The following is a 16,100-nucleotide window of genomic DNA, read 5'->3' as shown; positions in this document are numbered from 1 at the left end:
GCGGCGACCCCGACGACAGCGCCGCGCTGCGTGTGCTGGCCCTCCTCGCGAGCGCACTGCCTAGCGCCGTCGCCCTGACATCCACAAAGGACGAGGAGCACCGTGCCACCCGCCGCGCGGGTTTATCCTCGCCGGGGCCGGGCAGCGGCGGCGCATGGGTGTCCGCGCGTGGCTCGAGGCCTGGCCCGTCTACCGGCAGCTGACCGGCACCGACCCGCTCGGCCGGGGGGCCGCGGCGCAGTCGCGCCGGTCGCTGACCCTGCGGCCGCGCACCGACGAGGCCGACTCGATGGCCCGCTCGGTGTGCCCGTACTGCGCGGTCGGCTGCGGCCAGCGGGTCTACGTCAAGGACGGCCGGGTCACCCAGATCGAGGGCGACCCGGACAGCCCGATCTCGCGCGGCCGGCTGTGCCCGAAGGGCTCGGCGAGCAAGAGCCTCGTCACCAGCCCGCGGCGGGTGACGACGGTGCGGTACCGCCGCCCGTACGGCACCGAGTGGGAGGATCTCGACCTCGACACGGCGATGGACATGATCGCCGATCGGGTGCTCGACGCGCGCGCGGCCACCTGGGAGGACCGCGACGACGAGGGCCGGCCGCTGCGGCGCACCCTGGGCATCTCCGCCCTCGGCGGCGCCACGCTGGACAACGAGGAGAACTACCTGATCAAGAAGTTGTTCACCGCGATGGGCGCCGTGCAGATCGAGAACCAGGCCCGGATTTGACACTCCGCCACCGTCCCCGGTCTGGGGACCAGCTTCGGTCGCGGCGGCGCCACTGGTCCCCAGCAGGACCTGGCCAACGCCGACTGCATCGTGATCCAGGGCTCGAACATGGCCGAGGCGCACCCGGTGGGCTTCCAGTGGGTGATGGAGGCCAAGGCCCGCGGTGCGACGATCATCCACGTCGACCCCCGGTTCACGCGCACCAGCGCGCACGCCGATACCTTCGTGCCGATCCGTGCCGGCTCCGATGTGGCGTTCCTCGGCGGCGTGGTCAACCACATCCTCGGTAACGAGCTCGACTTCCGCGAGTACGTGCTGGCCTACACCAACGCCGCGCTCATCGTGAACGAGAACTTCCGCGACACCGAGGACCTCGACGGGCTCTTCTCCGGCTTCGACCCGGGCACCTGCACGTACAACCAGACGACCTGGCAGTACGCGGGCCTGGACGGGGCGCCGGACCAGGACGAGGCCGCGCTGCTGCGGGCCACCGCCTCGCCGCTGCAGCACGAGTCGCACGGCGTGCCGATACCGGAGGGCGTCCAGCGGGACGACACGCTGCAGCATCCGCGCTGCGTGTACCAGATCCTCAAGCGGCACTTCACCCGCTACACGCCCGAGGTCGTCGAGCAGGTCTGCGGCGTGCCGCCGGAGCAGTTCGCCAAGGTCTGCGAAGCGTGGACAGCCAACTCCGGCCGCGAACGCACCACCGCGCTGGTGTACTCGGTCGGCTGGACCCAGCACTCGGTCGGGGTGCAGTACATCCGCACCGGCGCCATCATCCAGCTGCTGCTGGGCAACGTCGGGCGGCCCGGCGGCGGGGTGATGGCGCTGCGCGGGCACGCCAGCATCCAGGGCTCCACCGACATCCCGACGCTGTTCAACCTGCTGCCCGGTTATCTGCCGATGCCGGACAACCGGCGGCACGTGACGCTGTCGGACTGGATCGGCTCGATGCGCCACCCGGCGCAGAAGGGCTCCTGGAGCAACGCGGCCTGCTACGCGGTCAGCCTGCTCAAGGCGTACTTCGGCGACGCGGCGACGGCGGACAACGACTACTGCTACGGCCACCTGCCCCGGCTGACCGGCGACCACGGCACGTACCAGCAGGTGTTCAACATGATCGACGGGCGGATCCGCGGCTACTTCCTGCTCGGGCAGAACCCGGCCGTCGGCTCGGCCAACGCCCGCGCGCAGCGGCTGGGCATGGCGAACCTCGACTGGCTGGTCGTGCGCGACCTGTTCGAGATCGAGAGCGCGACGTTCTGGAAGGACGGCCCCGAGGTCGGCACCGGCGAGATCGTGCCGGAGCGGTGCCGGACCGAGGTGTTCCTGATGCCGGCCGCCTCCCACGTGGAGAAGGAGGGCACGTTCACCCAGACGCAGCGGCTGCTGCAGTGGCGGGAGAAGGCGCTCGACCCGCCCGGCGACTGCCGCTCCGAGCTGTGGTTCGCCTACCATCTCGGCCGGCGGCTGCGGCAGCGGCTGGCCGGGTCGGCACTGCCGCGCGACCGGGCGCTGCTGGACCTGGCCTGGGACTACCCGGTGCACGGCGCGAATGACGAGCCCAGCGCCGAGGCGGTGCTGCGCGAGATCAACGGCTACGACACCGCGACCGGCCGGCCGCTGTCGAGCTTCGACGAGTACCGCGACGACGGTACGACCGCCGGCGGCTGCTGGATCTACGCCGGCGTCTACGCCGACGGGGTCAACCAGGCGGCCCGCCGCAAGCCGCGCACCGAGCAGGGCGACGTGGCCCTCGAGTGGGGCTGGGCATGGCCGCTCAACCGGCGCGTGATGTACAACCGGGCCTCCGCCGACCCGCAGGGCCGGCCGTGGAGCGAACGCAAACGGTACCTGTGGTGGGACGCCGGCGAGGGCGCCTGGGCCGGCCCGGACGTGCCGGACTTCGAGCGCACGAAGTCGCCGGACTACCAGCCGCCGCCGGGTGCGACCGGCCCGGCGGCGATCGCCGGCGACGACCCGTTCGTCCAGCAGGGCGACGGCAAGGGCTGGCTGTACGTGCCGACCGGGCTCATCGACGGGCCGCTGCCGACACACTACGAGCCGCCCGAGTCGCCGGTGCGCAACCCGCTGTACGCGCAGGACGCCAACCCGACCCGCCGGCTCTACGACCGGCCGGAGAACCCGGTCAACCCGAGCGCCAGCGCGGTCTTCCCGTACGTGTTCACCGTCAGCCGCATGACCGAGCACCACACCGCCGGCGGGATGAGCCGCACGCTGGCCTACCTGTCGGAGCTGCAGCCGGCGATGATCCTGGAGGTGTCGCCGCAGCTGGCGGCCGAGCGCGGCCTGACCCACCTCGGCTGGGCGCACGTGGTCACCGCACGGGCCGCGGTGCAGGGCCGGGTGATCGTCACCGACCGGCTCACCCCGCTGCGCATCGACGGGCGGGTCGTGCACCAGGTGTGGCTGCCATTCCACTGGGGCTACAGCGGGCTGATCACCGGCGACTCGGTCAACGACCTCGTCGGTGTGGTCCTCGACCCCAACGTGTTGATCCAGGAGAGCAAGGTGGGCACGTGCGATGTGCGCCCCGGGCACCGGCCCACCGGGCCGGCGCTGCTGGACTACGTCGCAGGCTTCCGCCGCCGGGCGGGGCTCGCCGGAGAGGGGCCCTGATGGGCGGCAACAGCCTGTACGGACCGCTGGACCCGGCGCCGGACGCCGGCTACGCCGATCCGCCCGAGCGGGTCGGGTTCTTCACCGACACCAGCGTCTGCATCGGCTGCAAGGCGTGCGAGGTGGCGTGCAAAGAGTGGAACAACGTCCCCGACGACGGGTTCAACCTGCTGGGCATGTCCTACGACAACACCGGCGGCCTGACCGCGAACTCGTGGCGGCACGTCGCCTTCGTCGAGCAGCCCGCCCCCGCCACGCAGGCCGCGGCGGCGACCACCACCGCTCAGGACTCAGGCACCGAGCCCGGCGTGCCGCCGGCGGCGACGACACAGTTCCTCGGCATGCCCGGCAAGGAGCCGCCGGGCCGGCGGGCCGACGGGCCGCACGGGGACCTGCGCTGGCTGATGATGTCCAACGTCTGCAAGCACTGCACGCACGCCGCCTGCCTCGACGTGTGCCCGACGGGGTCGCTGTTTCGCACCGAGTTCGGCACGGTGGTCGTGCAAGAGGACATCTGCAACGGCTGCGGCTACTGCATCCCGGCCTGCCCGTACGGCGTGATCGACCAGCGTAAGGGCGACGGGCGTGCCTGGAAGTGCACCCTGTGCTACGACCGGCTGCACGGCGGGCTCACCCCGGCGTGCGCGAAGGCGTGCCCCACCGAGTCGATCCAGTTCGGTCCGCTCGCTGAGTTGCGCGAGCGGGCCGCCGACCGGGTGGCAGCGCTGCACGAGGCGGGCGTGCCGGGGGCCCGGCTCTACGGCAACGACCCCAACGACGGGGTCGGCGGCGACGGCGCGTTCTTCCTGCTGCTCGACGAGCCGGAGGTGTACGGGCTGCCGCCGGATCCGGTGGTCACAACCCGCGACCTGCCGGCGATGTGGCGGCGGGCGGGGCTGGCGGCGCTGGTCATGGTGGCGGCCGTGACCGGCTCGTTCCTCGGGCGGCGGGCATGAGCATCGACCACGGCCCGGGCCGGCGCCCCCACCGCGGCGGCGGCGAGGAGCTGCGGGTGCCGCCGGCGCAGTTCCGCTCCTACTACGGCCGCCCGGTGGTCAAGGCGCCGGTGTGGCGCCACGACATCGCCGCCTACCTGTTCACCGGCGGGCTGGCCGCCGGCTCCGCGCTGCTGGCGGCGGGCGGCGACGTGACCGGCCGGCCCGCGCTGCGCCGCGGTGGCCGGTTCGCGGCGCTGGGCGCGCTCGGCGCGAGCGCCTACTTCCTCATCAACGACCTGGGCCGGCCCGCGCGGTTCCACCACATGCTGCGGGTGGCGAAGCCGACCTCGCCGATGTCGGTCGGCACGTGGGTCCTCAGCGCGTTCGGCGCCGCGGCCGCGGCCGCCGTCGCGGGTGAGGTGGCGCCGTGGCTGGTGCGGCGCGGCCCGCTGCGCCGGGCCCTGGCGGCGGCGGGGCGGGCGGGTGGCCTGCTCGCCGCGGTGACCGCCCCGCCGCTGGCGACCTACACGGCGGTGCTGCTCACGGACACGGCGACGCCGTCGTGGCACGAGGCGTATCCGGACCTGCCGTTCGTGTTCGCCGGCAGCGCGCTGGCCAGCGGCGGCGCCGTCGGGCTGATCACCGCCCCGCCGGGGCAGGCGCGGCCGGCCCGGCGGCTCGCCGTTGCCGGCGCCGCGCTGGAGCTGGCCGCCGCGCGCCGAGTCGGGTCCGGCATGGGGCTGCTGAGCGAGCCGTACCAGCGGGGCCGGCCGGGACGGCTGCTGCGCGCCGCGCGTGCGTTGAACATCGCCGGGGTCGCCGGGGCGCTGCTCGGCGGGCGCAGCCGGACACTGTCGGCCCTGTCCGGCGCGGCGCTGCTGGGCGCCTCGCTGGCCACCCGGTTCGGCGTCTTCGAGGCCGGGGTCGCCTCGGCGCAGGACCCGAAGTACACGGTGGTGCCGCAGCGCTCCCGCCGCCCGGTGGCCGACGAGCGCCGCGGACCTTGAGACCTTCTGCATCCGACGCGGTCGACCAGGCCCTGACGGCCGGCAGCGAAGCGAGCTGCGGTCGCTGTCGATACCAGGGCAGACATCACCGCCACCAGCTGACCGCCTCGCTGAGCGCCGCCGAATTTCTCTGCATCGACCCGGACCTCCTCGCCGCCGCGGCCGACGGCTCAGCCGCCACCAGCGCCAGCCAGCGACCAACGCGCAACTTGCCGGCGGGAGGCTGCAGCTCACCGACCGTGGATGCGGCGCCCTGACCACGCCGGCCGCGAGCACGACCCCGCAGCTCTGGCGGTCCTGGGTCACCGCCACCCTGCTCGACGAGTGCAACGGGTCGAGCACATCAAGGGCCAGCGTGCCGCAAACGTCCTCACCTCGGTCAAGACCGGCCGCAAGGCAGGGTCAGATGCCCAGGTGGTCGGTGACCGAGGTGTTGAGCACCCACGCGAGCGGGGTGGCCGCCCGCATCTCGTAGCGGTCGCGGGCCAGCCGGTACATCGTGACGGTCTGGCCGGCGTCCCGGTCGACCGTCCAGTACTGGGGGATGCCCGCGCCGGCGTACTCCAGCGGCTTGGCCGCCTTGTCGACCGCCTCTGAGCCACGCGACACGATCTCGACCACGAGCAGTACGTTCGCCACCGGCAGCCACACCTGCCGAGGATCCGCCGGCGGCTCCCCCCAGACGACAAGATCGGGAATGCGCCCACCGGAGACACCCTCGGCGCCCGGGATGGCCAGGCCGACCGCCTGCGCGATCTGGTCAACCGGCCACCCGGCGGCAAGGAGCCAGGCCATGATGCGCGTCGCGATAAGTGCGTGCTCACCGTCCGCCGGCGGCATGATCGACAGAACCCCCTCCGGGCTCAGCTCGTACCGATGCCCGTGCGGGTCCGCGGCCATCATCGCCGCCAGATCATCGAGCGTGGCAATGGCCGGCATGTGCCGGCCGACAGCATCTGCGCTCATGCGGGAAAGTTTACGGGGTCACCAGCTGCCGAGCCGTTCAAGGGCCGAAGCCGAGCGCGCGGTCCCCGGCATCCGACGCTGCAGCGAGACGGCGAGGATCGGCACGGCCGGATCGTGGTGTCGTGCACCTCGTGAGCCCGAGCCAGAACTGTGCGCCGATCCGCTTCACGGAGTGGTCATAAGCAGCCGCCGCCAGGTGGTTCGCGACGAGGTTGAGCACGACGTCGTAGCGGATGCCGGCGGCTTTGGTCACGGGGGTGGTGGTGGAGTCGATGATGCGGTCGGCGCCGTGGCCGCGGATGCGGTCGGCGCTGGCCGGGCTGGCGGCGGCGGTGACGTGGGCGCCGGTGTGGTGGGCGAGTTGGACGGCGTAGGTGCCGGCGGCGCCGCCGGCGCCGTTGATGAGGATGCTCTGGCCGGCGGTGAGGGCTGCGTGGTCGAACAGGGCCTGCCAGGCGGTCAGCCCGGTCGCAGGCAGGGCGGCCGCGTCGGGCAGGTCGACCGTGGTCGGGGCCGGGGCGAGGGGGTCGGCGGCGGCGAGGACATGGTCGGCGGCGGCCCCGGCAGCGTTGAGCGGCAGGAAGGCCACGACGGTGTCGCCGTCGGTCCAGCCGGTCACGCCTTCGCCGAGCGCGGTGATGGTGCCGGCGACGTCGACGCCGGGGGTGTGCGGCAGGTCCAGGGGGAGCATGTCGCGGAGGTGGCCGGCCCGGATCGCGGCGTCGGCGGGGGTGAACGAGGTCGCGGCGACCTTGAGCAGGACCTGGCCGGGACCGGGGGTCGGGGTGGGGACGTCCTCGGCGGTCAGGACGGTGCTGTCGCCGTATTGGTGGAAGCGGACTGCCTGCATGGTGGTGCCTTTCACCGATCCTGATATTCGGTGCTGTCGCGATGCTCGGCGGGTCGGATTCGATCGGATATGTCGATGCGGTTCAGGCGTGCGCGACGGTGTCGCCGTCACCAGCATCGTTGGTCGGGGTCGGCTGGTCGTGGCGGTGGCGGATGGCGAGCCAGGTGATCCAGCCGACGCCGATGATGAAGCCGAAGCTGATCAGCCGGTAGAGCACGACGGTGGCGATCGCGTTGGGGGTGTCGGCGCCACCGCCGACGAGGCCGAGGATGAGGGCGCTGTCGATGATGCCGAGTCCGCCGGGGATGACGGTGAGGGTGCCGGCGGCCATGCCGGCACAGAAGGCCAGCAGGATCTGGGTGGTGTCGACTGGGGCGTCGGTGACGGCGTGGAAGCACAGCCAGAGGCAGGCGGCGTCGAGGAGCCAGTTGAGCACGGCGTAGGCGGCGGCCGCGGCGGCGTGGCCGGGGGTGAGCCGGGCGGCGCGTAGCTGGCCGGTAAACCGGTGCACGCGGTCCAGGCCGTGGGTTGCCGGGCGGCGGCGAAGACGGTTGACGACGCGCAGCACGGCGCGGGTGCCGGGTTCGAGTGGCTCGGGGCGGCGGGCGAGCTGCCGCACACCGAGGATGACGAGGAGCGTGGCGGTGGCGAGTCCGGCGAGGGTGGGCCATGGCGGGGTGCCGTGGACGGTAAGGGCCCCGATGGCGGTGACGACGGCGAGGCCGGCGGCGGAGAGCAGCCCGGACAGGGCGATGCACCAGGCGGCGACGGCGGGGGTGGCGCCGAAGCGGCGCATCTGCTGGAAGTTGAACCGGGTGGAGAACGCTGGCCCGCCGGGCAGGGTGACGCTGAGGGAGTGGGCGGCGTAGGCGAGGGCGATGTGCCGGTAGAGCGGCACGACGAGCCCGGCGGAGCGCAGCAGGCGGCGTTGCATCCGCGCGTACGCCGTCATGGACGCCATCTCGGCGAAGACCGCGGCGGCGAGCCAGCCCGGCTGTGGCGCGCGCAGCTGGGTCAGCGCGCCGGCCAGCGACGGCCAGCCCAGCACAAGCTCGACGGTGAACAGGACGACGACCGCGACCACGGCGGTGCGCCGCAGCCAGCGCCGCCGTGGGTGCCGCGGGCGCTGCGGCTGTTCGAGCCCGTGGCTGACGGCGCGGGGCTGGCCGGGCAACACCGACATGACGCCTCGATCCGATCGGTTCACAGGATTTCGGAGCTGCCAGCGGACGGCCCGGCGTGCGGGAGCACGCCGGGCAGGTCGCCGGTGAGGTAGTGCTGCACGGTCGGGCCGATCGCGGCGATCAGCTGCGCCGGTGGTGTGGACGCGATCGGTTCGACTTTGACGATGTAGCGGACCATGACCAGGCCGACGATCTGGGTGACGACCAGCGAGGTCCGCATGGGCGCCTCGGACTCGTCGAGGTTCAGGCCCTTGATGACGTGGGCGAGGATGCGGGTGACGACGAACTCGCGGACGAGCCGGGCGGTCCATTCGTTGCTCACGGCGGAGCGCATCAGGGCTGCGGCGGGGGCGCCGGCCGGGGAGTCCCACAGGGCCAGGATGAACCGCACGAGGCGGGTGCCGGTCTCGTCGCGGGGGCCGTCGATGATGCGCGGGAGGACCTCGGCCGGGTCGAACGGGGCGTTCATCGTGGCCAGGAACAGCTGGTCTTTTGTCCCGAAGTAGTGATGGATCAGGGCCGGGTCGACGCCGGCTGCGGCGGCGATGGCGCGGATGGAGGTCTGGTCGTAGCCTTTCTCGGCGAACGCGGTGCGGGCGGCGGTGAGGATCGCCTCGCGGGTGTCGGGGCTGCCGGGCCGGCGTCCGCTGCGTCGGGCCATGATCAGACCTCCTTCCGTCGGTGGATGCTGGTGGTGGGTCAGATGACGTCGCGGCGGCGGAATCCGGCGAACGCGACGGCGGTGAAGGCGGCGGCGACGAGGGTGACGATGCCGAGGCCGGACCAGTCGGGGCTGGTGGCGGTGACGTTCGGGACGTGCCACAGCGGGCTGATGCCGAGGATCCAGCTCCACAGCTTGAACAGCGGGCCGAGCAGCGTCAGGGCGAACGTGGCCACGACGCCGAGCCAGCCGGCCAGCCGCGCCTTCGGGTTCGCGCCGACCGTGGCGAGGGCGAGCGCGACGAGGGTCCACACCGCGGGGATGGTGGCCAGGGCCTGCAGGACGACGTCGCCGACCGCGATGCCGGGTTCGGCGCGCGCGGCCACAAGGCCGATGACGGTCCCGGCGACGAGCAGCGCGACCGCCGGGGCGGCGAACGGGATGATCGCGTTGCTGGCCAGGTACTTGCCGCGGCTCAACGCCCCGGCCAGGACCGGTTCGACCCGGTAGTCGGTCTCCTCGGCGTAGACGCGCATGACGACCTGGACCCCGAAGACGGCGGCGATGATCCCGACCAGCTGCAGGACGGTGACGAGGAACCCGAAGATCAGCCCGGCCTGGGTGGTCGCGCCGGACTTGATCAGGCCGCCCATGTTCGGGTTGGACGCGAACACGTCACCGATCGAGGTGGCCAGGAACCCGAACACCAGGCCCAGGCCAGCGAAGGCGATCAGCCACGAGATGAGCGAACCGCGGTTGATCCGCACGGCCAGGCCCCACACCGAGGCGACGAGACCGCCGCGGGCCGGGCCGCGCCGCGGGGCGATCATGCCGAGGCCGAAGTCGCGACGGGCGTGCAAGGCCAGGGCCGCCCCGGCGAGGACGATCGCGAGGCCGAGGGCGAGCAGCAGCGGCCGGCCGTCGTTGCCGGTGGCGGGGCGGACCTGCTCGAGCCAGCCCAGCGGGGTCAGCCACACCGCCCAGCCGCCGGTCTGGCTGGCGTCGATGTACCCCCGGACGATGAACGCGATACCGAGGGTGGCCACGGCGATGCTGTTGGCGGCGCGGGCGTCGGAGCCGATCTGCGCGGCGATCCCGGCGACGCCGGCGAACATCAGCCCCGAGGCGGTGAAGGTGGCCGACAGGGCGAGGGAGTTGGTCCAGCCGCCGCCGAACGCCACGGTGACCAGCCACGATACGACACCGAGCGCGATCGAGGCGAGGACGGCCATGAGCATGGCGACGGCGAGGCGGGTCTGGCGGCCCATCACCCCGGAGGCGAGGAGTTCGGCCTGGCCGGAGTCCTCGTCGGCGCGGCTGTTCCGCACGACGATGAAGATCGCCATGAGCGCGGCGAAGAACCCGCCGAGGGCGCCGGCCCGCCAGGCGTTGAACCCATCGGCGGTGAGCAGGTCCCGGGCCGGGCCGAAGATCAGGCTCAGCGCCGGATTGGAGCCGAGGGTCGCCGACAGCTGCTGCCGGGCGGGCAGGTCCGGGAACACCCAGCCGTAGGCGAGGACCGACGACGCGGACAGGGCGGTGATCAGCACGATCCACGGGCCGATGTTGCGGGCGTCCTGTTTGAGCGCGGCGCGCAGCAGCGGCCGCGCGCCGGTCATGGTCTGGCTCATGCCACACCACCCGTGACGGCCGTGCCCCAGCGTGCCGACTCGACCGAGCTGTCGGTGCCGTACTGCCGCAGGAACAACTCCTCCAGCGAGGGGGGTGCCACGGTCAGCGAGGTGAGCGGGTAGCGGCTGAGTTCGGCCATGGCGGCGCTGAGCTGATCGGCGTCGACGGTGCCGGTGAACCGGCCGTCCTGCAGCGTGGCGTCGTGGATGGACGTCAGCCCGTCCAGGCTGGCGGGCGGGCCGGTGAACACGGCGTGAATGGTGCTGCGGGTCCGGCCGCGCAACTGCTGCAGGGTGCCGGTCTCCACGACCTTCCCGGCCCGGATGATGCTGATCCGGTCAGCGAGGGCCTCGGCCTCGGACAGGATGTGGCTGGACAGCAGCACACTGCGGCCGCGGGCCTTCTCCTTGGCGATCTCCTCCTGAAAGACCGCCTCCATCAGCGGGTCCAGGCCGGATGTCGGTTCGTCCAGGATGAGCAGGTCGACGTCGGAGGCGAGCGCGGCGACCAGGGCGACCTTCTGCCGGTTACCCTTCGAGTACTGCCGGCCGCGCTTGGTCGGGTCGAGCTCGAAGCGTCCGATGAGTTCCTTGCGGCGGTCCTCGTCGAGGCCGCCGCGGAGCTTGCCGAGCAGGTCGATCGCCTCGCCGCCGGTCATGCCCGGCCACAGCGACACGTCGCCGGGCACGTAGGCCAGGCGGCGGTGCAGGGTCACGACGTCGCGCCACGGGTCGCCGCCGAGCACCCGGACCTGACCGGCGTCGGCCTTGAGCAGGCCCAGCAGCACCCGGATGGTGGTCGACTTCCCGGCACCGTTCGGGCCGAGGAAGCCGTGCACCTCGCCGCGGGTGACGCGCAGGTCGAGGCCGTCGAGGGCCTTGAACGCGCCGAACGACTTGACCAGCCCGGTGACTTCGATGACCGCGTCGCCGTCGGGCGACGGCGCGGAGCTCGACTGGTTCATGACGGACGCCCTTCCCTGAGCTGCCGATATTGCAATTCCACGGTTGAGGAGTTCTCACCAACGTAAACTCCACACCTGTGGAAGTCAACGCATGATGAGCTATGCTAGGTCCGTGGCGAGCACAACACCTGCGCACGGCGTAGCTCTCGGACAGGCCGCCGGAAAGCCTGGCGGGCGGCGGACCACCGGCCGGCGGGCCGGCGGCGACAGCGGCACCCGCGAGGCGATCCTGGCCGCCGCCCGCGACCAGTTCGCCGCGAAAGGCTTCGATGGGGCGTCACTGCGGGTCATCGCCGCGGCGGCCGGGGTGGACACCGGCCTGATCCGGCACTTCTTCGGCAGCAAGGACGACCTGTTCGCCGCCACCCTGCACATCCCCGACAGCATCGTGCAGCGGATGCTGACCGCCCTGGCCGGCGACGCCGAGCGGCTCGGCGAGCGGATGGTCGACACCTATCTGCACCTGTGGGAGGACCCCGCCACCGCCGAACCGATCCTGGCCATCGCCCGCTCCGCGATCTCCTCGGACAAGGCCGCCGACCGGCTCCGCGCCATCCTCGGCGCCAACCTCTTCCGCCAAGCCCTGCCCCACCTGCCGGAAGACCACGCCGACGCCCGCGCCGCGCTCGCCGGCGCCCACCTCATGGGCATCGCCCTCGCCCGCTACGTCGTCCGCGTCCCACCCCTCGTCGACCTCGACCGCGCCGCCCTCGTCGCGTTCTGCGCACCGGCCATCCAGCGGTACCTCACCCAGCCACTGCCCTGACCCCGCCGGTCACCGCCACGCACCCCACACCTGGTGTGGGCGACCGCCGTCTGACTTCAGTGCATGCGGCGCCGTATGCGCTTCGGTCGCGCCGGCCCGCGAGCTTGTGGCGCCGCCGTGGCTGCCTCCCGGATACCCGGCACCGGAAGTTGGCGCCGCTCCACGGTGATGATTCTCGCTGTAATATTCGGCGCGTTCGTCGCCGCGTCCCTGTCCCAGTTCCCCCTCACCGCCCGGCTCGCGTTCCTGGTCGTCGGGCCGACGGTCGACCTGAAACTATTCGCGATGCAGGCCGGGATGTTCGGCCGCCGGTTCGCGGTCCGGCTCGCCCCGGCCCCGTTCGCCGTCGGCTTCACCGTCGCCGTGCTCACCGGGGCGGTGCTGCTGTGACCGGCCGGGCCTCGGTGGATTCCGTGGTGCTGCTACTCATCGGCGGTACGCTCATCCGCACCGCCTGGACCGGCACCTACGTCCGCTACGTCAAACCCGGCCTGCACTCGCCGGCGCCGTCCTCGTCGCCGTCGCCGCTATCAACCTCGCCCGCCTCTTCGTCACCGCCGCCCACGGGCACCAGCACGACCACGACGATGATGGGCACGGGCATGGGCACAGCCGGTTCGAGCCGTCCTGGCTGATCGTCGCCCCTGCCCTCGCGCTGCTGCTGGTCGCCCCACCGGCTCTGGGCTCCTACGCCGCATCCCGCGGCGGCACCGCACTCAGCGCCGCCGCGAACTCGGACTTCCCGCCGCTGCCGGCCGGCGACCCGGCCCGGGTGTCGCTGCTGGAGTACGTGTCGCGAGCGGTGTTCGACCAGGGCCGCAGCCTGCAGGGCCGGACGGTCGCCCTGTCCGGGTTCATCGTCGTCGCCGGCGACAAGCGCTACCTGACCCGGATGATTATCATCTGCTGCGCCGCGGACGCCCGGCCGGTCAAGGTCGGCCTCACCGGCGCCGTCCCACCCGGGACCGCCGCCGACACCTGGCTCGAGGTCACCGGCACCTACACAGCGCAGACCGACCCCGACCCGGACCGGTCGACGGCGAGCCCATCCTCTACGTCACCGTCACCGGACAGTCCGGCCAGAACCTGTACTGCGGCGCCGTGTGGTGCCGCACTGTCGTCACCACCCAGCAGGCCGCCGTCGTCACGCTGCGCCGCACCGACGGCACCGGCCAGACCGCCCGGATCAACACCGACGGTGAGATCCCGCTCTGCACTGATGTCGCGGCCCAGGACCGGTTCGAATTCCTGGCCGCGCCGATCTCCACCCAGGCCGCCACCGCCAGCGAACGCCTCGCCGTCTACGACCTGGCTTCTGGCCGGCACCTGAGCATCGCCGTCTCCACCGCCGAGGGCCTGGCCGGGGCCTGGCTGTGGTGGGCCGCCGGCGACAACGAGACCATGACGTGGCACCTGCTCGACCTCACCACCCTGCGCTGAGCCGCTGGTGTCAATGGGGCAGGGTCCGCAGGTCCAGGCTGTGCCATACCAGGGTCTCCTGGTCGCCGGTCGACCACCGCGGCCCAGGATCTGCCCGGCCGCGTCCGCGATGCGCACGAGGCGGCCGTCGACGAGGTCGTAGAGCAGCAGCCGCAGCCCGAGCGTGGTCGCCGACGCGCCGTCCGCGTCGCTGACCGGCTCGAACCGGTCCAGCAGCGCCACGTCGTACAGCACCGCCGGAATCTACCAACACCGGCCTGCCCCGAAGCGGCAATGCAGGTCAACCGATCGAGGACCGCCAGGCGGCCGCCGCGCGCTGGTCGGCGGCATCGCCCGCCGGGCGTCCGGCCGGCAACCGGAATCTGCTGACCGTTTCCCGCAGCCCGATCGCCATGCCGGCCAGGTCCGCCGCGGCGGCCTTGGTGTCCGTCGCGGCGGCGTTCGTCTCGTCCGACGCCTGGCGCGCCGTGGCGATCCGGGTGATGGCCTCGGCGGTGCCGTCACCGGCCCGGGCGGCGTCACCGCGGATCTGGTCCCGGATACCGCCCTGCTCGCCAACCGCGGCGGTGATCGCGTGTTGGGACCCGGCGATGCGTTCGATCGTGCCCGCGACCAGGGCGAGGGCCTCGGCGGCGCCGGCGCTGTCGCGCTGGATCGCGGCGAGACGCTGGCCGATGTCCTCGGTGGCCTGTGCCGTCTGGTTGGCCAGCTCTTTGACTTCTCCGGCCACCACGGCGAAACCTTTGCCCTGCTCACCGGCGCGTGCCGCCTCGATCGTGGCGTTGAGCGCGAGGAGGTTTGTCTGTTCGGCGATGGCGGTGATGACCCGGGCGACCTCGCCGATGCGGGCAGAGGATTCGCCGAGTTCGGTGATGGTGGCGTTGGCTCGCCCGGCGTGCGCGACCGCCTCACGCACGATGCCGGTCGCCTCGTCGGCGCTGCGGGTGATCTCGTTGATCGCCGACTGCAGCCGGTCGCTGCCGGCCGCAACGGACCGCACCCCGTCGCTGATCTCCGCGACCCGCTGCTGCGCGGTGGTTGCGTCCGCGGCGGCCTGCGCGGCCCGGCCGGTCAGCGTGTCGCTGACCTGGGTGAGCCGGCCGGATGCGTCCTGGAGGCGTTCGGCCTCGCCGACCATGCGGTGCAGCGCCGCGCCGACCCGCTCGATCGTGCCGTTGACCGCGTCGCCCATCTCGGCCAGGTCGTCGCGGCCGCGGACGGGCAGTCGGCCGGTGAAGTCGCCGCTGGCGACCTGCTGCAGCATCCGCTTCGTCCGCGCCACCGACCCGCCGATCACCCGCGCCACGACCGTCGTGGCGCCGGCGACCGCGACCACAGCCAGCAGCGCGACGAGCAGAATGCTGACCCGGGTTTCCCGAGACCGTTGCTCGGCGGCGGTGCTCTCTCGTGCGGCGGCCGCGTCGATGGCCTCGCCGAGCGCGTCGCTGGCCTTGTCGAAGGTCGCCCACTGGCCGTTGACCCGTTCCACGGCGGCGGCGTCGACGGTCCCGCCCACGTCGGCGATCGTGGCGGCGCTGGCCAGGACCTGGTCGATCGCCGGCAGGAACGCCGTCGCCAGCTGCCGGTCTGTCGCCGCGTCCACGTGCGCCGCCCGCAGCTCGGTGGCGTGCTCGCGCAGGTCGTCGGCGTGCCCGCGCAGCTCGTCGAGGACCGGCGCCCGGGCGGCCTGGTCGGCGTGGGCCAGGATGTTGGCGTCGGCGTAGACGACCGCGACCGTGTGCTGGGCGTCCAGCACCGTCGCGCGGGTCTCGGCCACCGCCAGGGCCGTCGCCGACTGGTCCGCGGCCCGGCCCGCCTGCACGAACCCGATGCCCCCCACCACCAGCGTCGCCACGGCGCCCAGCGCTCCCAAGGCCGCCAGCCGCCGGCCGATGCTCCACCGCATACGCCACCCCGCATTCAGACTCCACCCGCCGTATCGGCACCCCGGCCGCCGGCATGAGCCTTTCGCGCCCTACGGCACCAGGATGGACAGATCCAGGCTGTGCCAGGTGGCCGCGCGCCGGTCACCGGTGGACCGCCAGGGCAGGTGCCCGTTCGAGGCCACCTGATCGACACCGTCGGCCACGGTGACCCGGCGATCCGCTCGCAGGTCGTACAGGGCGAGCCGCTGCGTGGCGTCGAACGCCGACCGGGTCCCCGTCTCACGCACCGCCTCGAACCGGTCCAGCAATGCCACCCCGGCGACCGCCGGGGCGCACTCCGCGGTCGACTGGGTTGGCCCGGTCAAGTCCCCCTACTGCGCCGTCTCGCGCAGCCCAGTGCATGCTGCGTCGGTCAGCGCGTGCAGGCGCAGCGGGACCG

The 16,100-nt window shown here is 72.9% G+C and carries 13 protein-coding genes and 2 pseudogenes; 7 read left to right on the top strand and 8 right to left on the bottom strand.

What is annotated here, in order from left to right; genetic code table 11:
- Positions 1-154: 154 nt before the first annotated feature.
- The 3 genes from fdh to nrfD are packed head-to-tail and all read left to right on the top strand — an operon-like array spanning position 155 to position 5,312.
- Positions 155-3,367 carry a formate dehydrogenase gene (gene fdh / locus ACQP2P_RS15020; RefSeq protein ID WP_433616531.1) on the top strand — a complete coding sequence of 1,071 codons (3,213 nt, stop codon included), beginning with the start codon at positions 155-157 and terminating at the stop codon, positions 3,365-3,367.
- Positions 3,367-4,323: a 4Fe-4S dicluster domain-containing protein gene (locus tag ACQP2P_RS15015; protein WP_433616530.1), complete on the top strand. Its 957-nt coding sequence runs from the start codon at positions 3,367-3,369 to the stop codon at positions 4,321-4,323. Before fdh ends, ACQP2P_RS15015 begins: the two co-directional genes overlap by 1 nt.
- Positions 4,320-5,312 (top strand): NrfD/PsrC family molybdoenzyme membrane anchor subunit, encoded by a 993-nt coding sequence (nrfD, locus tag ACQP2P_RS15010; protein WP_433616528.1) that lies wholly within the window; start codon positions 4,320-4,322, stop codon positions 5,310-5,312. Before ACQP2P_RS15015 ends, nrfD begins: the two co-directional genes overlap by 4 nt.
- 402 nt (positions 5,313-5,714) lie before the next feature.
- Here the strand turns inward: nrfD and ACQP2P_RS15005 are convergent, their stop codons facing one another.
- From ACQP2P_RS15005 to ACQP2P_RS14980, 6 genes are all read right to left on the bottom strand, one after another.
- On the bottom strand, positions 5,715-6,278 hold the full coding sequence (locus ACQP2P_RS15005) for a Uma2 family endonuclease (RefSeq protein ID WP_433616526.1): 564 nt from the start codon (positions 6,276-6,278) through the stop codon (positions 5,715-5,717).
- Positions 6,279-6,315: 37 nt separating this feature from the next.
- On the bottom strand, positions 6,316-7,128 hold the full coding sequence (locus ACQP2P_RS15000; RefSeq protein WP_433616525.1) for an NADP-dependent oxidoreductase: 813 nt from the start codon (positions 7,126-7,128) through the stop codon (positions 6,316-6,318).
- An 82-nt stretch (positions 7,129-7,210) separates the two neighbouring features.
- Entirely contained in the window at positions 7,211-8,311 is a 1,101-nt protein-coding gene (locus ACQP2P_RS14995) for a lysylphosphatidylglycerol synthase transmembrane domain-containing protein (protein WP_433616523.1), read from the bottom strand.
- Between the two features lie 20 nt (positions 8,312-8,331).
- Positions 8,332-8,973, bottom strand: a complete 642-nt coding sequence (locus ACQP2P_RS14990; RefSeq protein ID WP_433616521.1) for a TetR family transcriptional regulator — start codon at positions 8,971-8,973, stop codon at positions 8,332-8,334.
- Between the two features lie 38 nt (positions 8,974-9,011).
- Positions 9,012-10,604: an ABC transporter permease gene (locus tag ACQP2P_RS14985; protein WP_433616519.1), complete on the bottom strand. Its 1,593-nt coding sequence runs from the start codon at positions 10,602-10,604 to the stop codon at positions 9,012-9,014.
- Entirely contained in the window at positions 10,601-11,569 is a 969-nt protein-coding gene (locus ACQP2P_RS14980) for an ATP-binding cassette domain-containing protein (protein ID WP_433616518.1), read from the bottom strand. Before ACQP2P_RS14980 ends, ACQP2P_RS14985 begins: the two co-directional genes overlap by 4 nt.
- 112 nt (positions 11,570-11,681) lie before the next feature.
- Here ACQP2P_RS14980 and ACQP2P_RS14975 point away from each other — a divergent pair, with 112 nt between their 5' ends.
- From ACQP2P_RS14975 to ACQP2P_RS14960, 4 genes and pseudogenes are all read left to right on the top strand, one after another.
- The gene (locus tag ACQP2P_RS14975) at positions 11,682-12,335 is read left to right on the top strand and encodes a TetR/AcrR family transcriptional regulator (protein ID WP_433616516.1); all 654 of its coding nucleotides are present in this window, start codon (positions 11,682-11,684) and stop codon (positions 12,333-12,335) included.
- Positions 12,336-12,527: 192 nt separating this feature from the next.
- A pseudogene (locus tag ACQP2P_RS14970) lies at positions 12,528-12,725 on the top strand (permease); the annotation flags it as partial.
- A gap of 64 nt (positions 12,726-12,789) precedes the next feature.
- Positions 12,790-13,296 (top strand): annotated as a pseudogene (locus ACQP2P_RS14965) (TIGR03943 family putative permease subunit); the annotation flags it as partial.
- 140 nt (positions 13,297-13,436) lie between these two features.
- The gene (locus ACQP2P_RS14960; protein ID WP_433616514.1) at positions 13,437-13,775 is read left to right on the top strand and encodes a hypothetical protein; all 339 of its coding nucleotides are present in this window, start codon (positions 13,437-13,439) and stop codon (positions 13,773-13,775) included.
- 280 nt (positions 13,776-14,055) lie between these two features.
- On the opposite strand, the gene ACQP2P_RS14955 is transcribed toward ACQP2P_RS14960, so the two are convergent.
- A complete protein-coding gene (locus ACQP2P_RS14955; protein WP_433616513.1) occupies positions 14,056-15,681 on the bottom strand; it encodes a methyl-accepting chemotaxis protein in 1,626 nt (541 codons plus the stop codon).
- 69 nt (positions 15,682-15,750) lie between these two features.
- Positions 15,751-16,026 carry a hypothetical protein gene (locus ACQP2P_RS14950; protein ID WP_433616511.1) on the bottom strand — a complete coding sequence of 92 codons (276 nt, stop codon included), beginning with the start codon at positions 16,024-16,026 and terminating at the stop codon, positions 15,751-15,753.
- Positions 16,027-16,100 lie beyond the last annotated feature (74 nt).

Source organism: Dactylosporangium sp. CA-139114 (genome assembly GCF_050955725.1).
Lineage (GTDB): Bacteria > Actinomycetota > Actinomycetes > Mycobacteriales > Micromonosporaceae > Dactylosporangium.
Note: the sequence above shows the minus strand (reverse complement) of the source record. Positions and strands in the feature narration are given on the sequence as shown.

What these genes read in the sequence shown, in the direction of transcription:
- ACQP2P_RS15005 (WP_433616526.1), bottom strand. Translation starts at nt 6,278, where the DNA reads ATGAGCGCAGATGCTGTCGGCCGGCACATGCCGGCCATTGCCACGCTC.
- ACQP2P_RS15015 (WP_433616530.1), top strand. Translation starts at nt 3,367, where the DNA reads ATGGGCGGCAACAGCCTGTACGGACCGCTGGACCCGGCGCCGGACGCC.
- ACQP2P_RS14955 (WP_433616513.1), bottom strand. Translation starts at nt 15,681, where the DNA reads ATGCGGTGGAGCATCGGCCGGCGGCTGGCGGCCTTGGGAGCGCTGGGC.
- ACQP2P_RS14985 (WP_433616519.1), bottom strand. Translation starts at nt 10,604, where the DNA reads ATGAGCCAGACCATGACCGGCGCGCGGCCGCTGCTGCGCGCCGCGCTC.
- nrfD (WP_433616528.1), top strand. Translation starts at nt 4,320, where the DNA reads ATGAGCATCGACCACGGCCCGGGCCGGCGCCCCCACCGCGGCGGCGGC.
- ACQP2P_RS15000 (WP_433616525.1), bottom strand. Translation starts at nt 7,128, where the DNA reads ATGCAGGCAGTCCGCTTCCACCAATACGGCGACAGCACCGTCCTGACC.
- ACQP2P_RS14980 (WP_433616518.1), bottom strand. Translation starts at nt 11,569, where the DNA reads ATGAACCAGTCGAGCTCCGCGCCGTCGCCCGACGGCGACGCGGTCATC.
- ACQP2P_RS14990 (WP_433616521.1), bottom strand. Translation starts at nt 8,973, where the DNA reads ATGGCCCGACGCAGCGGACGCCGGCCCGGCAGCCCCGACACCCGCGAG.
- ACQP2P_RS14995 (WP_433616523.1), bottom strand. Translation starts at nt 8,311, where the DNA reads ATGTCGGTGTTGCCCGGCCAGCCCCGCGCCGTCAGCCACGGGCTCGAA.